Origin of the sequence: Pedobacter sp. Hv1, assembly GCF_001412215.1 — a bacterium.
GTDB lineage: Bacteria > Bacteroidota > Bacteroidia > Sphingobacteriales > Sphingobacteriaceae > Pedobacter.
In genome coordinates this window covers 14927-32643 of record NZ_LLWP01000011.1, presented here as the reverse complement: position 1 = coordinate 32643, position 17717 = coordinate 14927, and the positions used below count along the sequence as shown (strand labels likewise).

General features: G+C 37.2%; 20 protein-coding genes. 16 read left to right on the top strand and 4 right to left on the bottom strand.

The genetic code is table 11. The features are described from left to right. Positions 1–119 precede the first annotated feature (119 nt). The 4 genes from AQF98_RS19545 to AQF98_RS19530 all read right to left on the bottom strand — a co-directional run bounded on the left by AQF98_RS19545 (position 120) and on the right by AQF98_RS19530 (position 4663). Positions 120–326, bottom strand: a complete 207-nt coding sequence (locus AQF98_RS19545; protein WP_055133661.1) for a hypothetical protein — start codon at positions 324–326, stop codon at positions 120–122. Positions 327–525: 199 nt separating this feature from the next. Beyond that, on the bottom strand, positions 526–1917 hold the full coding sequence (locus tag AQF98_RS19540) for an arginine decarboxylase (RefSeq protein ID WP_055133660.1): 1392 nt from the start codon (positions 1915–1917) through the stop codon (positions 526–528). A 248-nt stretch (positions 1918–2165) separates the two neighbouring features. Continuing rightward, the gene (gene ctlX, locus AQF98_RS19535) at positions 2166–3086 is read right to left on the bottom strand and encodes a citrulline utilization hydrolase CtlX (protein ID WP_055133659.1); all 921 of its coding nucleotides are present in this window, start codon (positions 3084–3086) and stop codon (positions 2166–2168) included. Positions 3087–3220: 134 nt separating this feature from the next. Further along, on the bottom strand, positions 3221–4663 hold the full coding sequence (locus AQF98_RS19530; RefSeq protein WP_055133658.1) for an arginine deiminase family protein: 1443 nt from the start codon (positions 4661–4663) through the stop codon (positions 3221–3223). A 376-nt stretch (positions 4664–5039) separates the two neighbouring features. On the opposite strand from AQF98_RS19530, the gene AQF98_RS19525 reads away from it, so the two are divergent. From AQF98_RS19525 to chrA, 16 genes are all read left to right on the top strand, one after another. Further along, positions 5040–6284 (top strand): site-specific integrase, encoded by a 1245-nt coding sequence (locus AQF98_RS19525; RefSeq protein WP_055133657.1) that lies wholly within the window; start codon positions 5040–5042, stop codon positions 6282–6284. A gap of 100 nt (positions 6285–6384) precedes the next feature. Next, positions 6385–6705: a hypothetical protein gene (locus AQF98_RS19520; RefSeq protein WP_055133656.1), complete on the top strand. Its 321-nt coding sequence runs from the start codon at positions 6385–6387 to the stop codon at positions 6703–6705. A gap of 663 nt (positions 6706–7368) precedes the next feature. Next, positions 7369–7746, top strand: a complete 378-nt coding sequence (locus AQF98_RS19515; RefSeq protein WP_055133655.1) for a single-stranded DNA-binding protein — start codon at positions 7369–7371, stop codon at positions 7744–7746. 43 nt (positions 7747–7789) lie between these two features. Beyond that, complete coding sequence (locus tag AQF98_RS19510) at positions 7790–8863, top strand: DUF932 domain-containing protein (RefSeq protein WP_055133654.1); 1074 nt, start codon at positions 7790–7792, stop codon at positions 8861–8863. A gap of 52 nt (positions 8864–8915) precedes the next feature. Continuing rightward, positions 8916–9392: a hypothetical protein gene (locus AQF98_RS19505; RefSeq protein ID WP_055133653.1), complete on the top strand. Its 477-nt coding sequence runs from the start codon at positions 8916–8918 to the stop codon at positions 9390–9392. Then, positions 9389–9583: a hypothetical protein gene (locus tag AQF98_RS19500; protein ID WP_055133652.1), complete on the top strand. Its 195-nt coding sequence runs from the start codon at positions 9389–9391 to the stop codon at positions 9581–9583. Before AQF98_RS19505 ends, AQF98_RS19500 begins: the two co-directional genes overlap by 4 nt. Before the next feature lie 12 nt (positions 9584–9595). Further along, positions 9596–10195 carry a PRTRC system protein E gene (locus tag AQF98_RS19495; protein ID WP_055133651.1) on the top strand — a complete coding sequence of 200 codons (600 nt, stop codon included), beginning with the start codon at positions 9596–9598 and terminating at the stop codon, positions 10193–10195. A gap of 27 nt (positions 10196–10222) precedes the next feature. Then, positions 10223–10441 carry a PRTRC system protein C gene (locus tag AQF98_RS19490; RefSeq protein ID WP_037438461.1) on the top strand — a complete coding sequence of 73 codons (219 nt, stop codon included), beginning with the start codon at positions 10223–10225 and terminating at the stop codon, positions 10439–10441. A 17-nt stretch (positions 10442–10458) separates the two neighbouring features. Next, on the top strand, positions 10459–11622 hold the full coding sequence (locus AQF98_RS19485; RefSeq protein WP_055133650.1) for a hypothetical protein: 1164 nt from the start codon (positions 10459–10461) through the stop codon (positions 11620–11622). Next, positions 11619–12338 carry a PRTRC system protein B gene (locus tag AQF98_RS19480; protein ID WP_055133649.1) on the top strand — a complete coding sequence of 240 codons (720 nt, stop codon included), beginning with the start codon at positions 11619–11621 and terminating at the stop codon, positions 12336–12338. Before AQF98_RS19485 ends, AQF98_RS19480 begins: the two co-directional genes overlap by 4 nt. Then, positions 12338–13144 (top strand): PRTRC system ThiF family protein, encoded by an 807-nt coding sequence (locus tag AQF98_RS19475; RefSeq protein ID WP_055133648.1) that lies wholly within the window; start codon positions 12338–12340, stop codon positions 13142–13144. The genes AQF98_RS19480 and AQF98_RS19475 overlap by 1 nt, the downstream gene beginning before the upstream one ends. 470 nt (positions 13145–13614) lie before the next feature. Further along, positions 13615–15150, top strand: a complete 1536-nt coding sequence (locus AQF98_RS19470) for a SulP family inorganic anion transporter (protein ID WP_034727262.1) — start codon at positions 13615–13617, stop codon at positions 15148–15150. Positions 15151–15261: 111 nt separating this feature from the next. After that, the gene (locus AQF98_RS19465; RefSeq protein ID WP_002978307.1) at positions 15262–15591 is read left to right on the top strand and encodes a helix-turn-helix transcriptional regulator; all 330 of its coding nucleotides are present in this window, start codon (positions 15262–15264) and stop codon (positions 15589–15591) included. A gap of 65 nt (positions 15592–15656) precedes the next feature. Then, on the top strand, positions 15657–16130 hold the full coding sequence (locus tag AQF98_RS19460; RefSeq protein ID WP_034727258.1) for a DUF6428 family protein: 474 nt from the start codon (positions 15657–15659) through the stop codon (positions 16128–16130). 12 nt (positions 16131–16142) lie between these two features. Then, the gene (locus tag AQF98_RS19455; protein ID WP_034727255.1) at positions 16143–16574 is read left to right on the top strand and encodes a DoxX family protein; all 432 of its coding nucleotides are present in this window, start codon (positions 16143–16145) and stop codon (positions 16572–16574) included. Further along, positions 16564–17691, top strand: coding sequence for a chromate efflux transporter (gene chrA / locus AQF98_RS19450; protein WP_034727253.1), 1128 nt, complete (start codon positions 16564–16566; stop codon positions 17689–17691). The genes AQF98_RS19455 and chrA overlap by 11 nt, the downstream gene beginning before the upstream one ends. The last annotated feature ends 26 nt before the right edge of the window (positions 17692–17717 follow it).

The following is a 17717-nucleotide window of genomic DNA, read 5'->3' as shown; positions in this document are numbered from 1 at the left end:
AAATGTTTGCGAGGTAAATTTAAATAGGGAAATTGAATATAATGAAAAATAAACTAAGATCCTTTATCTTCTATTTTATGCAAAAAAAAATCCCGGTGGTTAGCCGGGATCTTATTCAATTAAGCTGGTGGTTCACATGGTGGATTTTCCATCCAATCGATTACACAGTACCTGATGTAAATGAGGTTTTCTAAACCTGAGCCTCCAGTAACACAAATAAACTCATGTGTTCCGGCAGGACACTCATCATTTACATCTTTTAAACCACCCATAATGTTTTTTGCTTCAGCTCTGGTTAAAAGCTGTTTTCCATTAGTTTGTTCCATAGTTTTTGTTTTAAAAATTTAACTATAAGTCAATTAAATTTAACTTAAGCTTACAATACATATTGAATTATTTATGTAATTTTTTTGATGATAATTGATTAGGTTCATTTTTATATGGGTAATAGGCAAAAAAAATCCCTCTCAGTTGAGAAGGATTTTATATTTTTTGATTGGGTAGAGATCCTATCCAAAGTTTATCCTATGTATAACCTAGAATCTTTAATACTTGTTTGCTGTTTTGTTCTTCGCCAAACACCTCAAAGTTAAAAGTCTCATCTCTATTGCGACGGATAATAACGTGTTTAGGGCTTGGCAATAAACAATGATGGATACCACCGTAACCACTCAATACCTCTTGATAAGCACCTGTGTTAAAGAAACCTAAATATTGTACTTTCCGCGTTTTTGGCATAAACACACTATTCATGTGGGCTTCTTGATTGTAATAATCCTGACCATCGCAGGTAATTCCACCCAAGTTTACACGCTCATATTCTGCATCCCAATTGTTAATAGGCAATAAGATGTATTTTTGGTTCAATGCCCAAACATCTGGTAAGTTGGTAATGAACGAACCATCTAACATTAACCATTTTTCGCGGTCATTTTGTTGTTTACGTCCTAAAACCTTGTATAAAATGCCTGATGCTTCTGCAACGGTATATTTTCCAAATTCGGTAATGATATCTGGTTCTACCACATCGTGCTCGGCACAAATTTCTTTTATCCTTTTTACAATTTCATTCACCATGTATTCGTAATCGAAATCGAATACCAAACTATCTTTAAATGGCATACCACCACCAATATCAAGCGTATCTAATTCTGGATTGATCTTTTTGAATTTGCAATAAAGTGTTACATATTTTTCTAGCTCGTTCCAGTAATATGGAGAATCGGTAATACCAGAGTTGATAAAGAAATGCAACAATTTTACCCTGAAATTAGGGTTGGCAGCAATTTTATTGTTGTAAAAATCAATTACATCTTCTAATCTAACACCTAAACGCGAAGTATAGAACTGCGAATCTGGTTGTTCTTCGGCAGCGATACGGATCCCAAGGTTACAAGGAATATCCATTTCTACCTCATCATCATAAAGATTAAATTCTTCTTTATTATCCAATACAGGGATAATGTTATGGTAGCCATCGTGCAACATATCAATGATATATTGTTTGTACTGATAGGTTTTAAAACCATTACAGATCACGGTGATGTCTTTTGTTAAAGCTCCTTTTTTCTCCAATGCTTCGATCATTGGCATATCAAATGCTGAAGAAGTTTCTAAGTGGATGCCATTTTTTAAGGCTTCTTCAACAATATGTTTAAAGTGTGAACTTTTGGTGCAATAGCAATATTTATAATCACCACGGTAATTATTCTTAATAATAGCGGTTTGAAACAACAGTTTGGCCTGTTGTATCTTCTTACTAACCATGGGAAGATAGGTGAAACGTAATGGCGTGCCATAGGTTTCTATCATTTCCATTAAATTTAGATCCTGAAAATATAATTCATCGTCTATAACGCTGTAGCCTTCTTGCGGAAAGCCAACACTTAGATCAAGAAATTCGGAGTAACTCTGCATTTATTTCATAATAATTTTTGCAAAAATGTAATTTTAAATTGAGAAATAGTCCTTATTCAAGTTTTTTTTACTGTTAAGAAATAAACCCAAGTTGTAGAGAGACATTTCTGAACCTACTATTAGGCAATTTGTCATTCTGAGCGTAGCGAAGAATCTCTGATGTTAGTCGAGATTTGTAATCTCGACTGTTATAATTTTGGATTTTAAATCCTTTATAGAATGAGGTCTGGATTGCAAATCCAGACCAACTACAAATCCAGACCAACTGGTAAATGCACTTCTGCCAGCATACATCTGGCACTACCACCACCATTTTTTTCTATGGTATATAAAGGTGCATAAATGATTTTGGCATATTGGGTTAATGTGGTAATTTGTTCTGGTTGTAAGGAAAGGTAAGCTTGTTCAGACATCACCAATAAACTTTGACCATCTTTGCTTTGAACTTGTAACATATTGCCTGCAAAATGGTTCATCTGATCAAAGGTAATGTCAATCAATTCTTTGCCTGTGTTCAATAAGCTTTGTTTTACTTTTTCCTTTTCCGCAGGGTCTGGAATGGAATTCAAACAAACTACGGCAAATTTATCGCCAATACACATCATCACATTGGTATGGTAGATCGGGAAACGGCTTTCATCTACAGCTTGAAATACAATAGGGGTATATCCGGTAAGCATACAGAAATTGTTCAATACTACTTCGTCTGTACGCACACTTAAACAAGCATAAGCAATTTGATGTTGACGATCTAAAACCATGCTTCCAGTACCTTCTAAAAAGAGTACTTGTTGCTCATAAAAGCTGAGATCACTCACATGATTCAGTTGAAATTTTTCGCCAATTTGATCAATAATGTCTTTTCTGCGTTCCAAACGTCTGTTTTCTGAAAACATAGGGTATAGGTACACCGAACCATCTTCATGAAAGGACACCCAGTTGTTGGGGAAAATAGAATCAGGAGTTTCTGGTTGCAGGGTATCATTTATTACAGTTACGTCTACACCATTAGCTCTTAACATGGCTACAAAACCATCAAACTCAGTTAAAGCTTGTTGTTGCACATTGTCTTGAGTGGTTGCCTCTTGAAATTTATTATTGCCTGCGGTTTGGGTATTGAATTTAAAATCGACAGGGCGGATCATTAAAATATGGTTGGTCGTCTGCATAAAATAGGTAAAAGGTTTAGGGTATAAGGCGTAAGGTCCCAGCTTCCCTTGCTTAATTATTTATAAAGTTATTGTTGTCAAATTGTTTTTGGCTTCAGGCTTTGCCTTAAGCTTTACACCTTTTGCCTTCAAGCTTACAAATCGTCTCTCAATAAAGGTAAACTCATGCAATGAAATCCACCACGTGCTCTAGATAATTCTGCCGATGGCATTAAAATCAGCGTGTCGGTAATGGTATCTGGATTCACTTTGCCACTTTCTAGGTCGTTGATCAAGTCTTTTACCTTTACAATGGCAAATCCTTTCGCTTTAAAAGCTTCAACTGTATTGTCATTTCTATCGTAACCTAAAACCACACCTTCTTTAATGGCCAGCAGGTTACAAGAATCCGTCCATTGTTCACGGGCATCAAAAGGGAAAACCCCATTGCCACTGTAGATAAATTGGGTGGGTTCGGTACTCTTCAGGTCATTTTGACTGATGTCTTCAAAAAGCTGTTCCATGCTTTTAAAGTGTTTCGGCGTACTTTTATCTTTATAAAATTGAATAATCTCGGTCTGCTCTTTAGGTTCAGGTTGTACCAAGAAATCAATTGGATTATGGAATTTATTTTCTTCTACACTTGCAATAGAATGTAGCAATACCCAAATGTTCCTTTTTACTTGTGTAAATACGGTATCTAAGTGCATAAAATCTCTTTTGTTCGGGATTTTAACAACTGTTACCTTTTCTACCACATCATTTTCGAATAACAGTTTCATGGCTTCATTGGCCCCGTAAGGAGAGGTACGTTCGCTACAACCAATTAACACATGGTTTTTGCTTACCATCATTACATCACCACCTTCTAAGGTAGTTCTATTGTCTTCTTCTTCGCCTGGTCTTAAAAAGTGGTGCTCAGAATCGGGAATTTCTAAAATGTTATTTCTATAGGCTTCGAATAGATTGTGGTTAAAGAAAATGTAACGCATCAACAAACTTTCGCGAACTCTGGCTTTTTTAGCAGGTTTGTTTAATAAAATGAAATTATTGATGGTTGTGCCCACGTCTCTTGTGAAGATAAGGTTGGGAATGGGTGAAAAGATCATTCTACCATCGGGCAAAGAGCCAGAAATTAAAGTTTTGGCCAATTCTTTGGGCTCGGTATCGATAAGTTGAAGTTGTAGTTTATAGGTACAACCCTCAATAGCACAAACCGATGCTGCCAATTTCTTTTTGATGGCAATATCAGTTAAGATATCGCTCAGTAATTGTTGCAGTTCTACCACATTTTCTGAAGCATGGAATTGATCGCTATCTGGTTTAAAAAACATTCTTTGTGCGGCTTCCGAATCGATTTCGGCCAGTTTGCCTTTGATTTTATCAGGATCAAGGAAGTACATCAATAATTTAACATAATGATCGTATTCGTCTTTACGGATGGTATCTAAATGTACAATGTCTTCAAAAAGCCAATCTTGTGCTTTAGAAGGTACTACTTTTCCTAATCCACTATCGGGACTATGGATCAATAATTTACGTAGTCTACCGATTTCTGTATTTACATTTACTTTAAAATTCTGTTGTTGTGCACTCATATATTTGGTGTATGTAGATATGCAAAGCTATTAGAATTTAGAATACTATCAAGCATTGTGAGCGGGTAAAGAAATATAAATGACATGCGAATTGAGGTTTTGAGTTTTTTTTGTTTTAAAAAGATTAGTAAAAAGCAAAAATAAGCAAAACGGTTAAAACCGTTTATATACAATGCTTTATAAAACAGTAGTCTTAGTTTGGAACTCGGTGTCTGATAGGTTTTGGTCTTAAAAATACAAAGATAGGTTACTAATTCATTACCGATTTATAAAGTAACCTTTCAGCATAACTGATTATATTTCAGTGTTTTGCGCTATTTTTCATATTCCCTTGTAAATCAATGTAATTTAATTTTAAACATTAAACATTTGAGTTATGGAACAGACAAAAAAATCCACGTTCAAGCTACTTTTCTACTTAAAAAAGAACGAGCCGAAAAAGAATGGTAATGCTCCTATTATGGCACGCATTACCATTGATGGGACACCTAAGACTTTGGGAACTAAGTTAGAAATCAACCTCAATAATTGGGATTTAAAGTACGGAAGAGTTGAAGGCAAGAGTGCAAAAGCACTAGGTATTAATCAAAAATTGGATAATATACGGGCACGTATCGATACCCTTTATGAAGATATGATGAAACACGAGGGTTTTGTAACGGCACAAAAGCTGAAACTTGCATTTCTAGGTGTTGGTGTAATGGAAGATTCCTTGCTGAAAGTATTTAAAAAGAATAATGATGATTTTGGAAAAATGGTAGTACAAGGAGAACGCTCCGAAAGTACCTACTATAAGTACAAAATTGTCTATAACCATGTTGCTGAATTTATTAAAAGCAGGTATCATCGTGATGACATGGCGTTCAGGGAATTGACGTGTGATTTTATCAGAGAGTTTGATTTCTTCCTTAGAATAGACAAAAAGTGCACACACAATACTGTTTGGGTATATACGATGCCACTCTATCGTGTTGCGGAAATAGCTGTCAAAAACGGTCTTATCAGGAAAAATCCTTTTGAAGATTATGAAATATCGATGAAGGAAAATGACCGTAGCTATTTACTTAAGGAAAACGTTGAATCCCTGTTATTACACAATCCTTCAAAACAAAATTATGAAATTGTAAAGGATCTTTTTGTATTCAGCTGTTTTACAGGACTATCTTATATAGATATTAAACAACTTAAAAGTACTAACATACAATCCTTTTTTGATGGTCACGATTGGATTATAAGCCGAAGACAAAAATCTGATGTTGCCTCTAATGTTAGGCTTATGGAAATACCCAAACGTATTATTGAAAAATATAAAGGTACTACCCGAAATGATTTTATTTTTCCTGTTCCAACTAATAAAATTTGTAATAGCTATATAGACAAACTTGTTCAGGAATTAGAGATTGTTACTGAACAAAAAGTTACTTTCCATACAGCAAGGCACACATTTGGAACAATGTTTTTAACAGAGGGCGTGCCTCTAGAAAGTCTTAGCAAAATGATGGGACATAAAAACATTTCAACTACACAGATTTACGCTAAAATCACAAGTCAGAAAATTAGTCAAGATATGGATTCGGTCTCACATAGGTTCAAAGCGATGGAAGATGCGTTTATACCATGACAGGTTGTCGTTATATTCTAAAAAAGCAAGACTTTTTGTTGTTTTTTAAATGGTGGTATTCTATTTGTCAGGTAATTAACTACTTAAATCAATTTATAGTATGCAAATAATTATACACACAAAAGATAATGATGCTTTATTCAAAGCTATCAATGCAAAAATTAGAAAAGGTGAGTTAAAAACCTGGGAGATTAAATTAAATAAGGATAAAGAGGTTCTTTATAATCACACTCCAGACCAATGGTCTGAGAAAGTTTTGCTACAACCTAAAGATCATACTAACGGACTTAAGATAGTTACCACCTATTGGTCTAAAAATCCAGCACCTGATGAAGCAACTAAAGGCTATATTATCGGAAGGTTTGTAGAAATCTTAATGGTTCATTTTAGAGAACATTTTTCAAAATTAGAAGTAATTTAGAAATTAACACATTTTCAAAAGCAGGATTTAAAAATCCTGCTTTTTTTATGCCCATACTTAATCCTCAAAAGCACATTTATTCCTCCAGCATCCATCCCATGCAATAAAAGAGCTTTGGTAGGATGACTTAATAAACCATACTGAAAACTATCCAATCTTATCCCTCAACAAGTATTTTCAGTACCGTTTACGTGGCTTCCAAAGCCACAATACTTTGAGATACTAAAATAAATTCTGCTAAATGTAATTGCAGGTTTTGTAATCATAAGGCCATTTCCTCAATGCCTTTTTCAAGTGCTTCCACATGATTTTTTATTCAAGAACCGATATGCTTTTTTGTTCCATTTCAAGAGCAAAGGTATTTCCGTGTTCTTAACGCAGGAACAAGGTCGTGCCTTCCTGGTTTGCAAAAAAATCTCCACCCATTCGGGTCGTATTTTCTTGACAAAACCTTGTTCCTGCTAAACACTAACCTTTTTATGCTCGTGAAACGAAACAAAGCATACTCCGGCTCTTTAGACGAATAAAAAAAATGTCAGAAATGAAAAAATACAGCATTGGAAATGGCAAAAGAGTGAAACGAAACTTCAGCACCTCCTCTCATTGCCGAATAAATCAAGGGAAAAATCAGAACAAAATTAATAACGCAAAAAAGTAGAAATCATGACCATTACAGGAAGACTGACAAGAGATGCGGAAGTACGCACAACGTCACAGGACAAACAAGTAGTAAATTTTTCAGTAGCGACCAACGACAGCTACCGTAACAAACAGGGCGAACGCATAGAGCAAACAACCTATTTCGACTGCTCCTATTGGATAACCCCGAATGTAGCCAAGCTACTCACAAAAGGCACTTTGGTAGAACTATCAGGACGAGTAAGCACAAGAGCGTGGACAGGTAATGATGGAGAACCAAGAGCAGGACTGAATTTCCATACCTCACAAATCAAATTGCACGGCGGTGGCAAAAAATCGGAAACGGCACAAGCTACCACAAACACAAACAACAATAAAGCAGAGGACGACCTCCCATTTTAACAACAAGTATTCAATCATTTTTTAACATCAAATTTTTAACATTATGGCACATAATATCAATTTCAACGAGAGAACAGGACGTTATTCATTTTTCAGCGTTCAGCAAAAAGCGTGGCACAACTTGGGGCAAATCGTAGAACAGTACCCGACAAGCGAGGAAGCTATCAAACACGCAGGATTAGATTACGAAGTCGTAAAATCCCCACTATTTACCAAAGGTTCGGGCATTATCGAAACAGCTAACGGCATAGAGATAGGCAGTAGTGAATTAGAAGTTCCTAACTATTTTGCCAACATACGCACCGATAACAATGCAGTGTTGGGAGTAGTCGGTAAGGATTACCACATTGTACAAAACCGTGAAGCCTTTAATTTCTTTGATGCTATTGTAGGTGGTGGCGATGGTATTCTGTACGAAACCGCAGGAGCATTAGGCAACGGAGAACGCATATTTATCACAGCCAAATTGCCCGATTATATCCGTGTAGGCAATGGCGACGATGTAACTGAAAAGTACATTTTCCTAACCACTTCGCACGATGGTAGCGGAAGTATCACAGCCGCATTCACGCCTATCAGAATTGTTTGTCAAAATACCTTAAACGCTTCATTACGCAGTATGACTAATGTTGTCCGCATCAAACACACTTCGGGAGCAAAACAACGTGTTGAGAATGCCCATAAGATTATGGGACTTGCCAATACATTTAGCAACCAATTAGAGGGCATTTTTAATGAGTGGGCAAAAGTAAAGGTAACAGACCAAGAGGTTAAAAAGCTAATCCAATTGGCACTTTGCCCGAATAAGGAAACCTTTGATTTGCTGAAAAAAGGTGCTATGGATGAAATTTCCACCGTATTCAAAAATACCGTTGAGGACGCATTTGCATACGCAATGATAAGCGATACACAGCAAATGGACACGACAAAAGGCACTTTGTTCGGAGCATACAACGCTGTTACAGGCTACTATCAGAACGTGAGAAATTACAAGAATGACGAAGCCAAATTACAAAGCATTGTATTGGGTGGTACTGCCCAACTCAAATCACAGAAAGCATTTGACTTGTGTAACGAATTTGCTTTAGACGGTGCGGAAATCCTAAATCTTAATTAACTAACTACAGGCTACCGCTTTAATCGGTGGTAGCCTACTAAAAACAAAAGTTATGGCAAATTGGTGCAGTAATACGGTTGTATTCGAGGGGAAACCCGAAGCAATCACAGCAATACAAGAACTTTTCCAATCAATGAAGGAAAAGGAAGAAAAAACCGAAGAAGGGCAGCTACCCGAATTTATGGAAGATACCAACGGTGGGTATTTCTTCAATATCTATTGGAACGAGGGCGATGAAGGGCAATTTCAATATGAAACAAAATGGTCGCCCAATATTGAAATTATTCAAAAGATATCAGAATACTACCAAGTGGATTTTGTACAGGACTATGAAGAAATGGGAAACCTTGTTTACGGGAGAGCAACTTATCGGGATGGCATACTCAGCGATATATTTTTGGGCGGTGATGATTTTGAAACCTACGAGCAGGACGAAGAAACAGACCTCTATCACTTTGAGGGCGAAGAATACGAAAGCGATTACGAGATATTGGAAACTCTTTTGGAACGTAAAATTACAACACTATGAAAATAATTGATTTAAACGGTTTCCAAATCGAAGTAACAGACCTTGACGAAGCTATCCGAATAACAGCAGATTACAAAGAATACCACCATGAAGACAAACGTTTTTCGGAGTTCGACAAAAGGCAAAAAGCCTATTGGAGGGATATGTATGAGAAACTGACAGCAATCAAAGAACAAGTAACAACACTTTAAAATTTTAGAACGATGAACACAAATTTTTTCAATCAGATACAGCAGTTAGACTTTACAGGAGTATTGCAACTGAACATTTCAAAAGGAATAGAAAGCAACCTAATTGTAACAGTATTGCTTAACAACGAACAATGCGGAGATAGTGCCAAAAACGGTATTCCCCCATTGACATTCAACGCCACACCCCAAGAGTTTGACGAGGGATTTTTTGAGCAGATAACAACACCGATACAAAAGGTATCGGGCTTAATGGTGGATATGGAAAAATTTCAAAAGCAACTTGATGAAGCCAAAGCACAATCGGCAATCGAGAAAGCAAAAACCGAAAAAGAGAAAAAAGAAAAAGAAGCCAAAGACAAGAAGTTTAAAGATGCAATGGCAAAGGCGGACGAGTTGGAAAAAGAGGGCAAATTCCGTGAAGCGTGGATAAAAGTTCCCGATATAACGGAGTTTCCCGAAAAAGCGGACGAGATACGCAAACGCAAAATATCATTGTCCGACAAGTTTGCAACACCGAGCCTTTTCGGAGCAACGGAAGAAGCACCACATGAATCGCCAGAGGAAGCAGTTACTGCCGATTATCCTATTGATGAAGCGGACGAAGAAGAATAAAAGTGTTAACCCCAGAATCAGAAAGTTATGTTATTAGCAACGCAATTAGAGCGAGTTTTCATACTCAAAGATAAAGGACAGGACATCAGACTGACCGACCCCGAACCACGTTGGAGCGTGGAAGCCGTAATGAATTTTTACGCCAATATGTACCCGATTTTGACAACCGCAAAAGTATCAGCACCACAAATAAAAGACGATGCAGTCGAGTACAAATTTGAGAGCGTAATGGGTACGAAAGGTTAAACCAAAATTTTAAAACGATGAATTATGCAGCGCAACATCATATCGGGAGTTATCAGCATACCCGAACAGAAACGACAACAGCAGTTACACCGACAGTTGGGCGAGTTCGCCAATTGGATGCAAAGACCAAAGGACGCCAACCAAGTGCAGAAAGACAAACAGAAATCCGTACCGATAGCAATGTTGCCAATGCTATTCTAAAATGTACATTTCTGCCTAAACTGAAAACAGCACAATCCGTACAGGCTTGTCAGAAAACGGAGAGGGATTTTTACAAGTCCCTTTCCCGACTTGCCGAGCATTACAGCATTGAGCCAATGCAAACCCAAGATTTTGAGTTTCCCTACAATATAACATTGTCTATGTGGGATATGGAAACTAAATTGAAGCGTACCAATATCAATTGGGATGGTTTCAAATTGATACAGAATAGCGGTAAAACCTATTTTGTGAGTGAGGAACGATACAATACAGGTACAACTTTGTACTATATTCCCATTAAGCCACTGTTTAAAATGCTCAAAGACCCGAAGCGTAAAAAGACCGCACAACTTTTACTGTCGGTATGCAGTTATCTGTACCACATCGTCCTAATTCCCTATTACAGGCAGGAAGAAAGTTATTTGTATTGGCTTTACGAAACGATGAATGATTGGGTGGAACAGGACGAGGAAACGGCAGAAACCGAAACCAACAAACGTGAGTTGAGAAATGCCGAATACATTGGCGATAAAATAGAACAAAAGCTATTCAACCACATCAATCTAAAGGTATTTGAAAAGCGTTTGAACCGATTTAAAAGTGTTGATACGTTCGATAGCGAATGTTGGAAAATTGCTCGCAATGCGTTTGCCCTTTATACTGAATATCCAAGCGAAAATATTTTCAGAAACGCAACATTGCCCGAAAAAGACCCTTATGATAATGACGAGAATGAAATAATCGGAATGGAAAAGTACATTTCATTTATTGCAGATATCAAAGGTTGGTTATACGGAAGCCTTTCCGATACCATCAACAATGAATTTAGCGAGTACGGAGCAATGGAAGAACCAACCATTTCCAAGCGATTTGACGTAAGTGAAATACCAACAACAAATCTCGATTTTGAGAACCGCCTGTTTGCCTTATTGGATGACCTCTGCACAATATTAGACGACTATAAAACAACAGAAAAATGAACATCGTAAACGACATCACCGAAAATTTTGGCACATTGTACCATCCGAAATCTGCTTTGGTTTTTTACGAAACCATAGGCACAAATACCGATGTGTATGTGGAGTATTTTGATATGGATAGCAACGGAACGCCTATCAATGCTCACCCATTGACAGTAAAAGAAGCCAATGTATTGGCAAAGGCTCTAAAGACCGATGAAGAAAATAGCAAAGCCTTTTTAAAGCCAAAGGGAATTTTGCCGACCAACATTCTGCATATTAATCCGAGCGAAAAAGGTACAGTGCTATGGTACACCAAAACACAGCAAAGGCAGATATATTTTGTGGATAGTTTAGGTATTTCCAACGGCAAGGCACAAGTACCGCCAATGCTATGGTTTGCCAATAAAAGCAGTCTTACGGTATTTGCTTTAGCAAACGACAGAAGACCCACCGAGAAAACGCCATTGTATTATGCACCTTTCTTCAATATCTACGAAAAGGGCAATGTATGTATGGGTACTGTGAGTATTGACATTAAAAATTCGGCTTCGGTTGAGGAATTTATACAGGCGTGGGAACATTATTTTTTCAATTCTTATTTCAGTCATTCATTATGCGAAAACTTAACGAAAAAAAACATTGTAACCCTTTGGAAAGACCTTATCAGCACAGATAAACCCTTTCCGAAAGAAGTATTAAAAAAGAATAACAAAACCCTTAAAAATCTATTGTGATGAATACGACAAAAACAGCAGTTCATTTTACGGACAACTATTTACTCAATCCTACCAATCCGATTTCGGTAAACCTTATCGGAGGAGGTGGTACAGGCTCAAAAGTATTGACCGCCTTAATGGAAATAAACGAAAGTTTGATAGCATTAGGACACGCAGGGTTGCAAGTCCGCCTTTGGGATGATGATGTTATCACGAGTGCCAATTTGGGCAGACAGCGTTTTGCAGAAAGTGAAACAGGATTATACAAATCCGTTGCTTTAATCAATCGTTGCAACCGTTGGGCAGGTACAAATTGGAAAGCTAAAACAGTAAAATTTGAAAAGGATAAGTTCGGCAGATTGCCCGAAGACGCAAGGGCAATCATTACTATTACGTGCGTGGATAATGTACAGGCGAGGTTTGGCGTTGCTGAAATTCTTAAAGAAATAAGCTATCGCAGATACTATCAAGATGTGCCAAAATATTGGTTGGATTTTGGCAATAGCCAAGATACAGGACAAGTAATACTATCTACTATCGGAGAGATAAAGCAACCCAATTCAGAGAAATACCAAACAGTGGCAAGCCTGCCATTTGTTACTGATGAGTTTGGCGAATTGCTGAAGCAATCCGAACAAGAGGATAACACGCCAAGTTGCTCACTTGCCGAAGCATTGGAACACCAAGATTTGTTTATCAATTCATCATTGACCCAAATGGGTTGTTCTTTGCTATGGAACTTGTTTCGCAGGGGAATGACCGAATACAAAGGATTTTTTCACAATCTGAAAGATTTCCGCACCCACCCGATAAAAGTTGCCTAAAAGCCTAAATCGGCGGGCAAAAATGCAATTCCTCGCTTCGGTCGGAAACGCATTTTTGCGGTTTAAAGCGGATGCAACCCCTTTGTTAAAATGTACCATTTCACAATTACCTTTCCTTACATTTTACCAAACAGGTTGCGAGTTTTTGCGTGGGATATTCATTATCCCATTTGTTGTATTTAGTAACGATTTCTTTTCACATAGCCATCAAAGAAAAGATTCTGTGTTGTAAAACAATTTTTTTTAGTTTTTTTGGTGTTAAATTGTGTACAATAACTATAAATTGTACTTTTGCACCACTCAATGAAAAGAACAGTACAAATATCATCCCAAGTTACTCCGCCTTGATCTTAGGCTAACTGTTATATTTCCCAATTTTAATTTATTGGCTTCTCTGTCGTACCCGAAGGTTTTGCTTTCGTGTACAAACTTTTCTATTTACATTTTTACCACTTTAAACATAAATTTTTATGCAGAAAATTATCAATTTGTTTGATTTCAAACAGAAAATTAATTACAAAAACGAAATTCTTGCGGGTCTTGCGGTGGCTATGACCATGATACCTGAGTCTTTATCCTTTGCTATTCTGGCAGGGCTTTCGCCTTTGACAGGGCTTTATGCAGCTTTTTTAATGGGTATTGTTACTGCAATTTTGGGAGGCAGACCCGGAATGGTTTCTGGGGGAGCCGGAGCAACGGTAGTAGTACTTATCGCATTGGCAGCATCACACGGTGTGGAATATCTATTTGCTGCGGTTATATTAGCAGGTGTACTGCAATTTTCAGTAGGAATTTTTAAACTGGGTAAATTTGTCCGCCTGATCCCACAACCAGTAATGTATGGTTTTTTAAACGGTCTTGCAGTAATCATTTTCATGGCACAGGTAGCTCAATTTAAAGTTGTAGAAAACGGGATAGAAGGTTGGATGCAGGGGCCGGCGCTTTATCTAATGGCTGGACTGACATTACTAACTATAGCCATCGTATTTATATTGCCAAAATTTACAAAGGCAGTTCCTGCATCTTTAGTAGCAATAATAGTTGTCTTTGGTATTGTATATTTTTTCGGCATCGATACTAAAAAAGTAATTGATATCGCCTCTGTAGGAGGTTCTTTACCTTCATTTCATATCCCTGCTATTCCTTTTAGTCTGGAAACATTGGAAATTATTTTCCCTTATGCCTTGGTAATGGCAGGGGTTGGATTGATTGAAAGTCTGTTAACGCTTAATATGGTTGATGAAATAACCAGCACAAAAGGACAATCTAACCGTGAGACTGCGGCGCAAGGTATAGCCAATATCACCAACGGTTTCTTCGGCGGAATGGGTGGATGTGCAATGGTTGCCCAAACTTTAGTGAATATCGGAGCTGGAGGAAGAGCCAGACTTTCTGCAATAGTTGCAGCTATAGCAATTTTATTAATCATTCTGGTTGCAGGTCCTGTAATCGAGCAAATTCCAATGGCGGCATTAGTCGGGGTGATGATGATGGTAGCTATAGGCACATTTGAGTGGGTCAGCTTTCGAATTATTAATAAAATGCCTCGTCACGATATTTTTATTGGTATGTTGGTAGCAGTTATAACCATAGTATTGCACAACTTAGCTTTAGCGGTTTTGATTGGTGTAGTCATTTCGGCTCTAGTATTTGCCTGGGAGAGTGCTAAAAGAATACGTGCAAGAAAATATGTAGATGAAGATGGTGTAAAGCATTACGAAATTTTTGGGCCGCTCTTCTTTGGTTCTACTGCCGCATTTATTGAAAAATTTGACTTACTAAATGACCCGAATGAAGTTGTAATTGATTTTAAGGAAAGTAAAGTAGTTGATATGTCTGCTATTGAAGCTTTAAATAAAATTACGGAGAAGTATCACAAGGAAGGTAAAAAACTACATTTACGTCATTTAAGCCAAGATTGCAGGCAATTACTTAAAAATGCAGAAACAGTTATTGATGTGAATATTATTGAAGATCCTACCTACAAAGTAATGACTAATAAATAGCATCGGAATACCCAAGTTTAATATTACAACTACAGCAATAATTTTTTTTAAAATTATTGCTGTTTAAATTTATTATCGTAATATTGCGATATATTTATTTTTATAAAACTGATGGGTGTCACAAAAACCGAAATTTTTACAGAACAGCAGAACCATTTAGCTAGTATTTTAAAGGCACTGGCTCATCCTGCCCGTATAGCTATACTGCAACATATCATTAAACAAAATGCCTGCATCTGTAATGATCTTGTAGAAGAATTGGGATTGGCACAAGCGACAATTTCACAACACTTGAAAGAGCTGAAAAATATTGGTATCATTAAAGGAAATATAGAAGGAACTAGTGTATGTTACTGTATTAATGAAACAGTCTGGAATGAGATTAAGAAGGAACTCAATAGCTTTTTTGTCGAGAATGTAAATAGTAAAGAATGCTGTTAAGCTTTTTTTAACACCAAATCATCGTAACATTGCAATATAACATTTATTGAGTTAATATCAGAAATATGAAGCTATCAAAAATTAAAGAAATCCTGCCAACATTAGTAAATGTTGGATTTCAATTAGAAAACGGAACCTTAGTTCCAGAACATTTCCACGTTACCGAAGTGGGACAAATTACTAAAAACTTTATAGACTGTGGTGGCGTAATCCGTTCGGAAAAAGTTGTAAACTTCCAATTATGGAATGCAGACGATTTCGAGCACAAATTAAAGCCAGCTAAGCTATTAAACATCATCAAGCTATCCGAAGAAAAATTGGGCATAGAAGATGCGGAAATTGAAGTGGAATACCAAAGCGAAACGATTGGTAAGTATGATTTGGATTTCAACGGAGAGACATTTGTACTGAAAAATAAAACAACAGCTTGTTTGGCTCAAGATGCCTGCGGTATTCCTTCCGAAAAAGTAAAGAAAAATTTGGCGGAACTGCCTGTAAATAATGCTAATGCTTGTACTCCAGGTGGCGGATGTTGTTAAAATTGAATTTTTATGTTTTCAAAAATCATTCATACAGATAATTCAAAGACAACAATCATAATCCGACTGATTGTTGGAGGTGTTTTTTTATCGGAGGGCATTCAAAAATTGCTGTTTCCTGCTTTTCGGGGAGCCGGGCGGTTTGAAAAAATTGGCTTGCCATCTCCTGAATTTCTTGGAAGTTTTGTAGGCATATTTGAAATCCTTTGCGGAGCACTTATTTTGCTCGGGTTGCTTACAAGGTTAGCAAGTATTCCGCTCATCATCATTATGCTTGTTGCCATTGCCACGACCAAAACATCTATTTTGGCTAATGAGGGTATTTGGGAATTGCTGCACGGCAGCCGTACGGATTGGGCGATGCTTTTGGGAAGTATGTTTTTGTTAATCAAAGGTGGAGGTAATTGGTCTATTGATAAAATCGTAATGAGAAATGGAGCGTGATATTCAAATAAAGGAAATTGCCAAGCTCTTTCTCAAGCTCGGTTTTATTGGTTTTGGAGGTCCCGCGGTTCATATTGCTATGATGCAGCAGGAAGTTGTTGTCAAAAAGAAATGGATGAGCGAACAGCATTTTTTGGATTTGTTGGGAGCTACTAATCTCATTCCTGGCCCCAACAGTACAGAAATGGCGATACACATCGGCTATGACAAAGGCGGTTGGAAAGGATTAATCTTTGCAGGGTTATGCTTTATTTTACCTGCGGTTTTCATTACCGGGATATTTGCATGGTTGTATCAGCAATACGGACAATTGCCCGAAGTACAGCCCTTTATTTACGGTATCAAACCTGCAATCATCGCTATTATCATAGGAGCTGTTTTTCCATTAGCAAAGAAATCTGTCAAGTCCACATTCTTGGCGGTTGTAGGTATTCTTGTTTTGGTACTGTCATTATTCGGCATTAGTGAAATCTATTTGATGTTTGGAGCGGGATTGCTGGCAATGGCCTTGTATTACCTTCAGGATACAAAAAATACGCTCCAAAGTTTTATCCCGCTCGCATTCTTACAAATCGCACAAAGCCCCTTACTGTCTGAAACAAATACCAAATTATTTTGGATATTCCTGAAAATTGGTGCTATCCTCTACGGAAGCGGTTATGTTCTTTTCGCCTTTTTAGATACGGAATTAGTTGCAACGGGCTTACTCACCCGGCAGCAATTAATGGATGCTATTGCTGTTGGACAGTTTACCCCAGGTCCTGTTTTTTCTTCAGTTACGTTTATTGGCTATCAAATCAACGGACTATCCGGAGCAGTTATTTCTACGATTGCTATTTTTCTGCCGTCGTTTATTTTAGTAGCATTGCTAAATCCCTTGATGAAAAAAATGCGCCAATCTAAAGGACTGTCCATTTTTCTCGATGCGGTCAATGTGGCATCTGTTGCAATCATAGCCGCTATTTGTCTTACAATTGGCAAAGAAACTATTACTGATTGGCGGACGATATTAATTGCAATGATAAGTGCGATCGTAGTTTTCAAATTCAAAAAAATAAATAGTGCCTTTGTGGTTATTGGAGGAGCATTATTAGGGTATTTATTTAATCTTATCTAAAGTTATCTTAAACAAAATATTTAAAC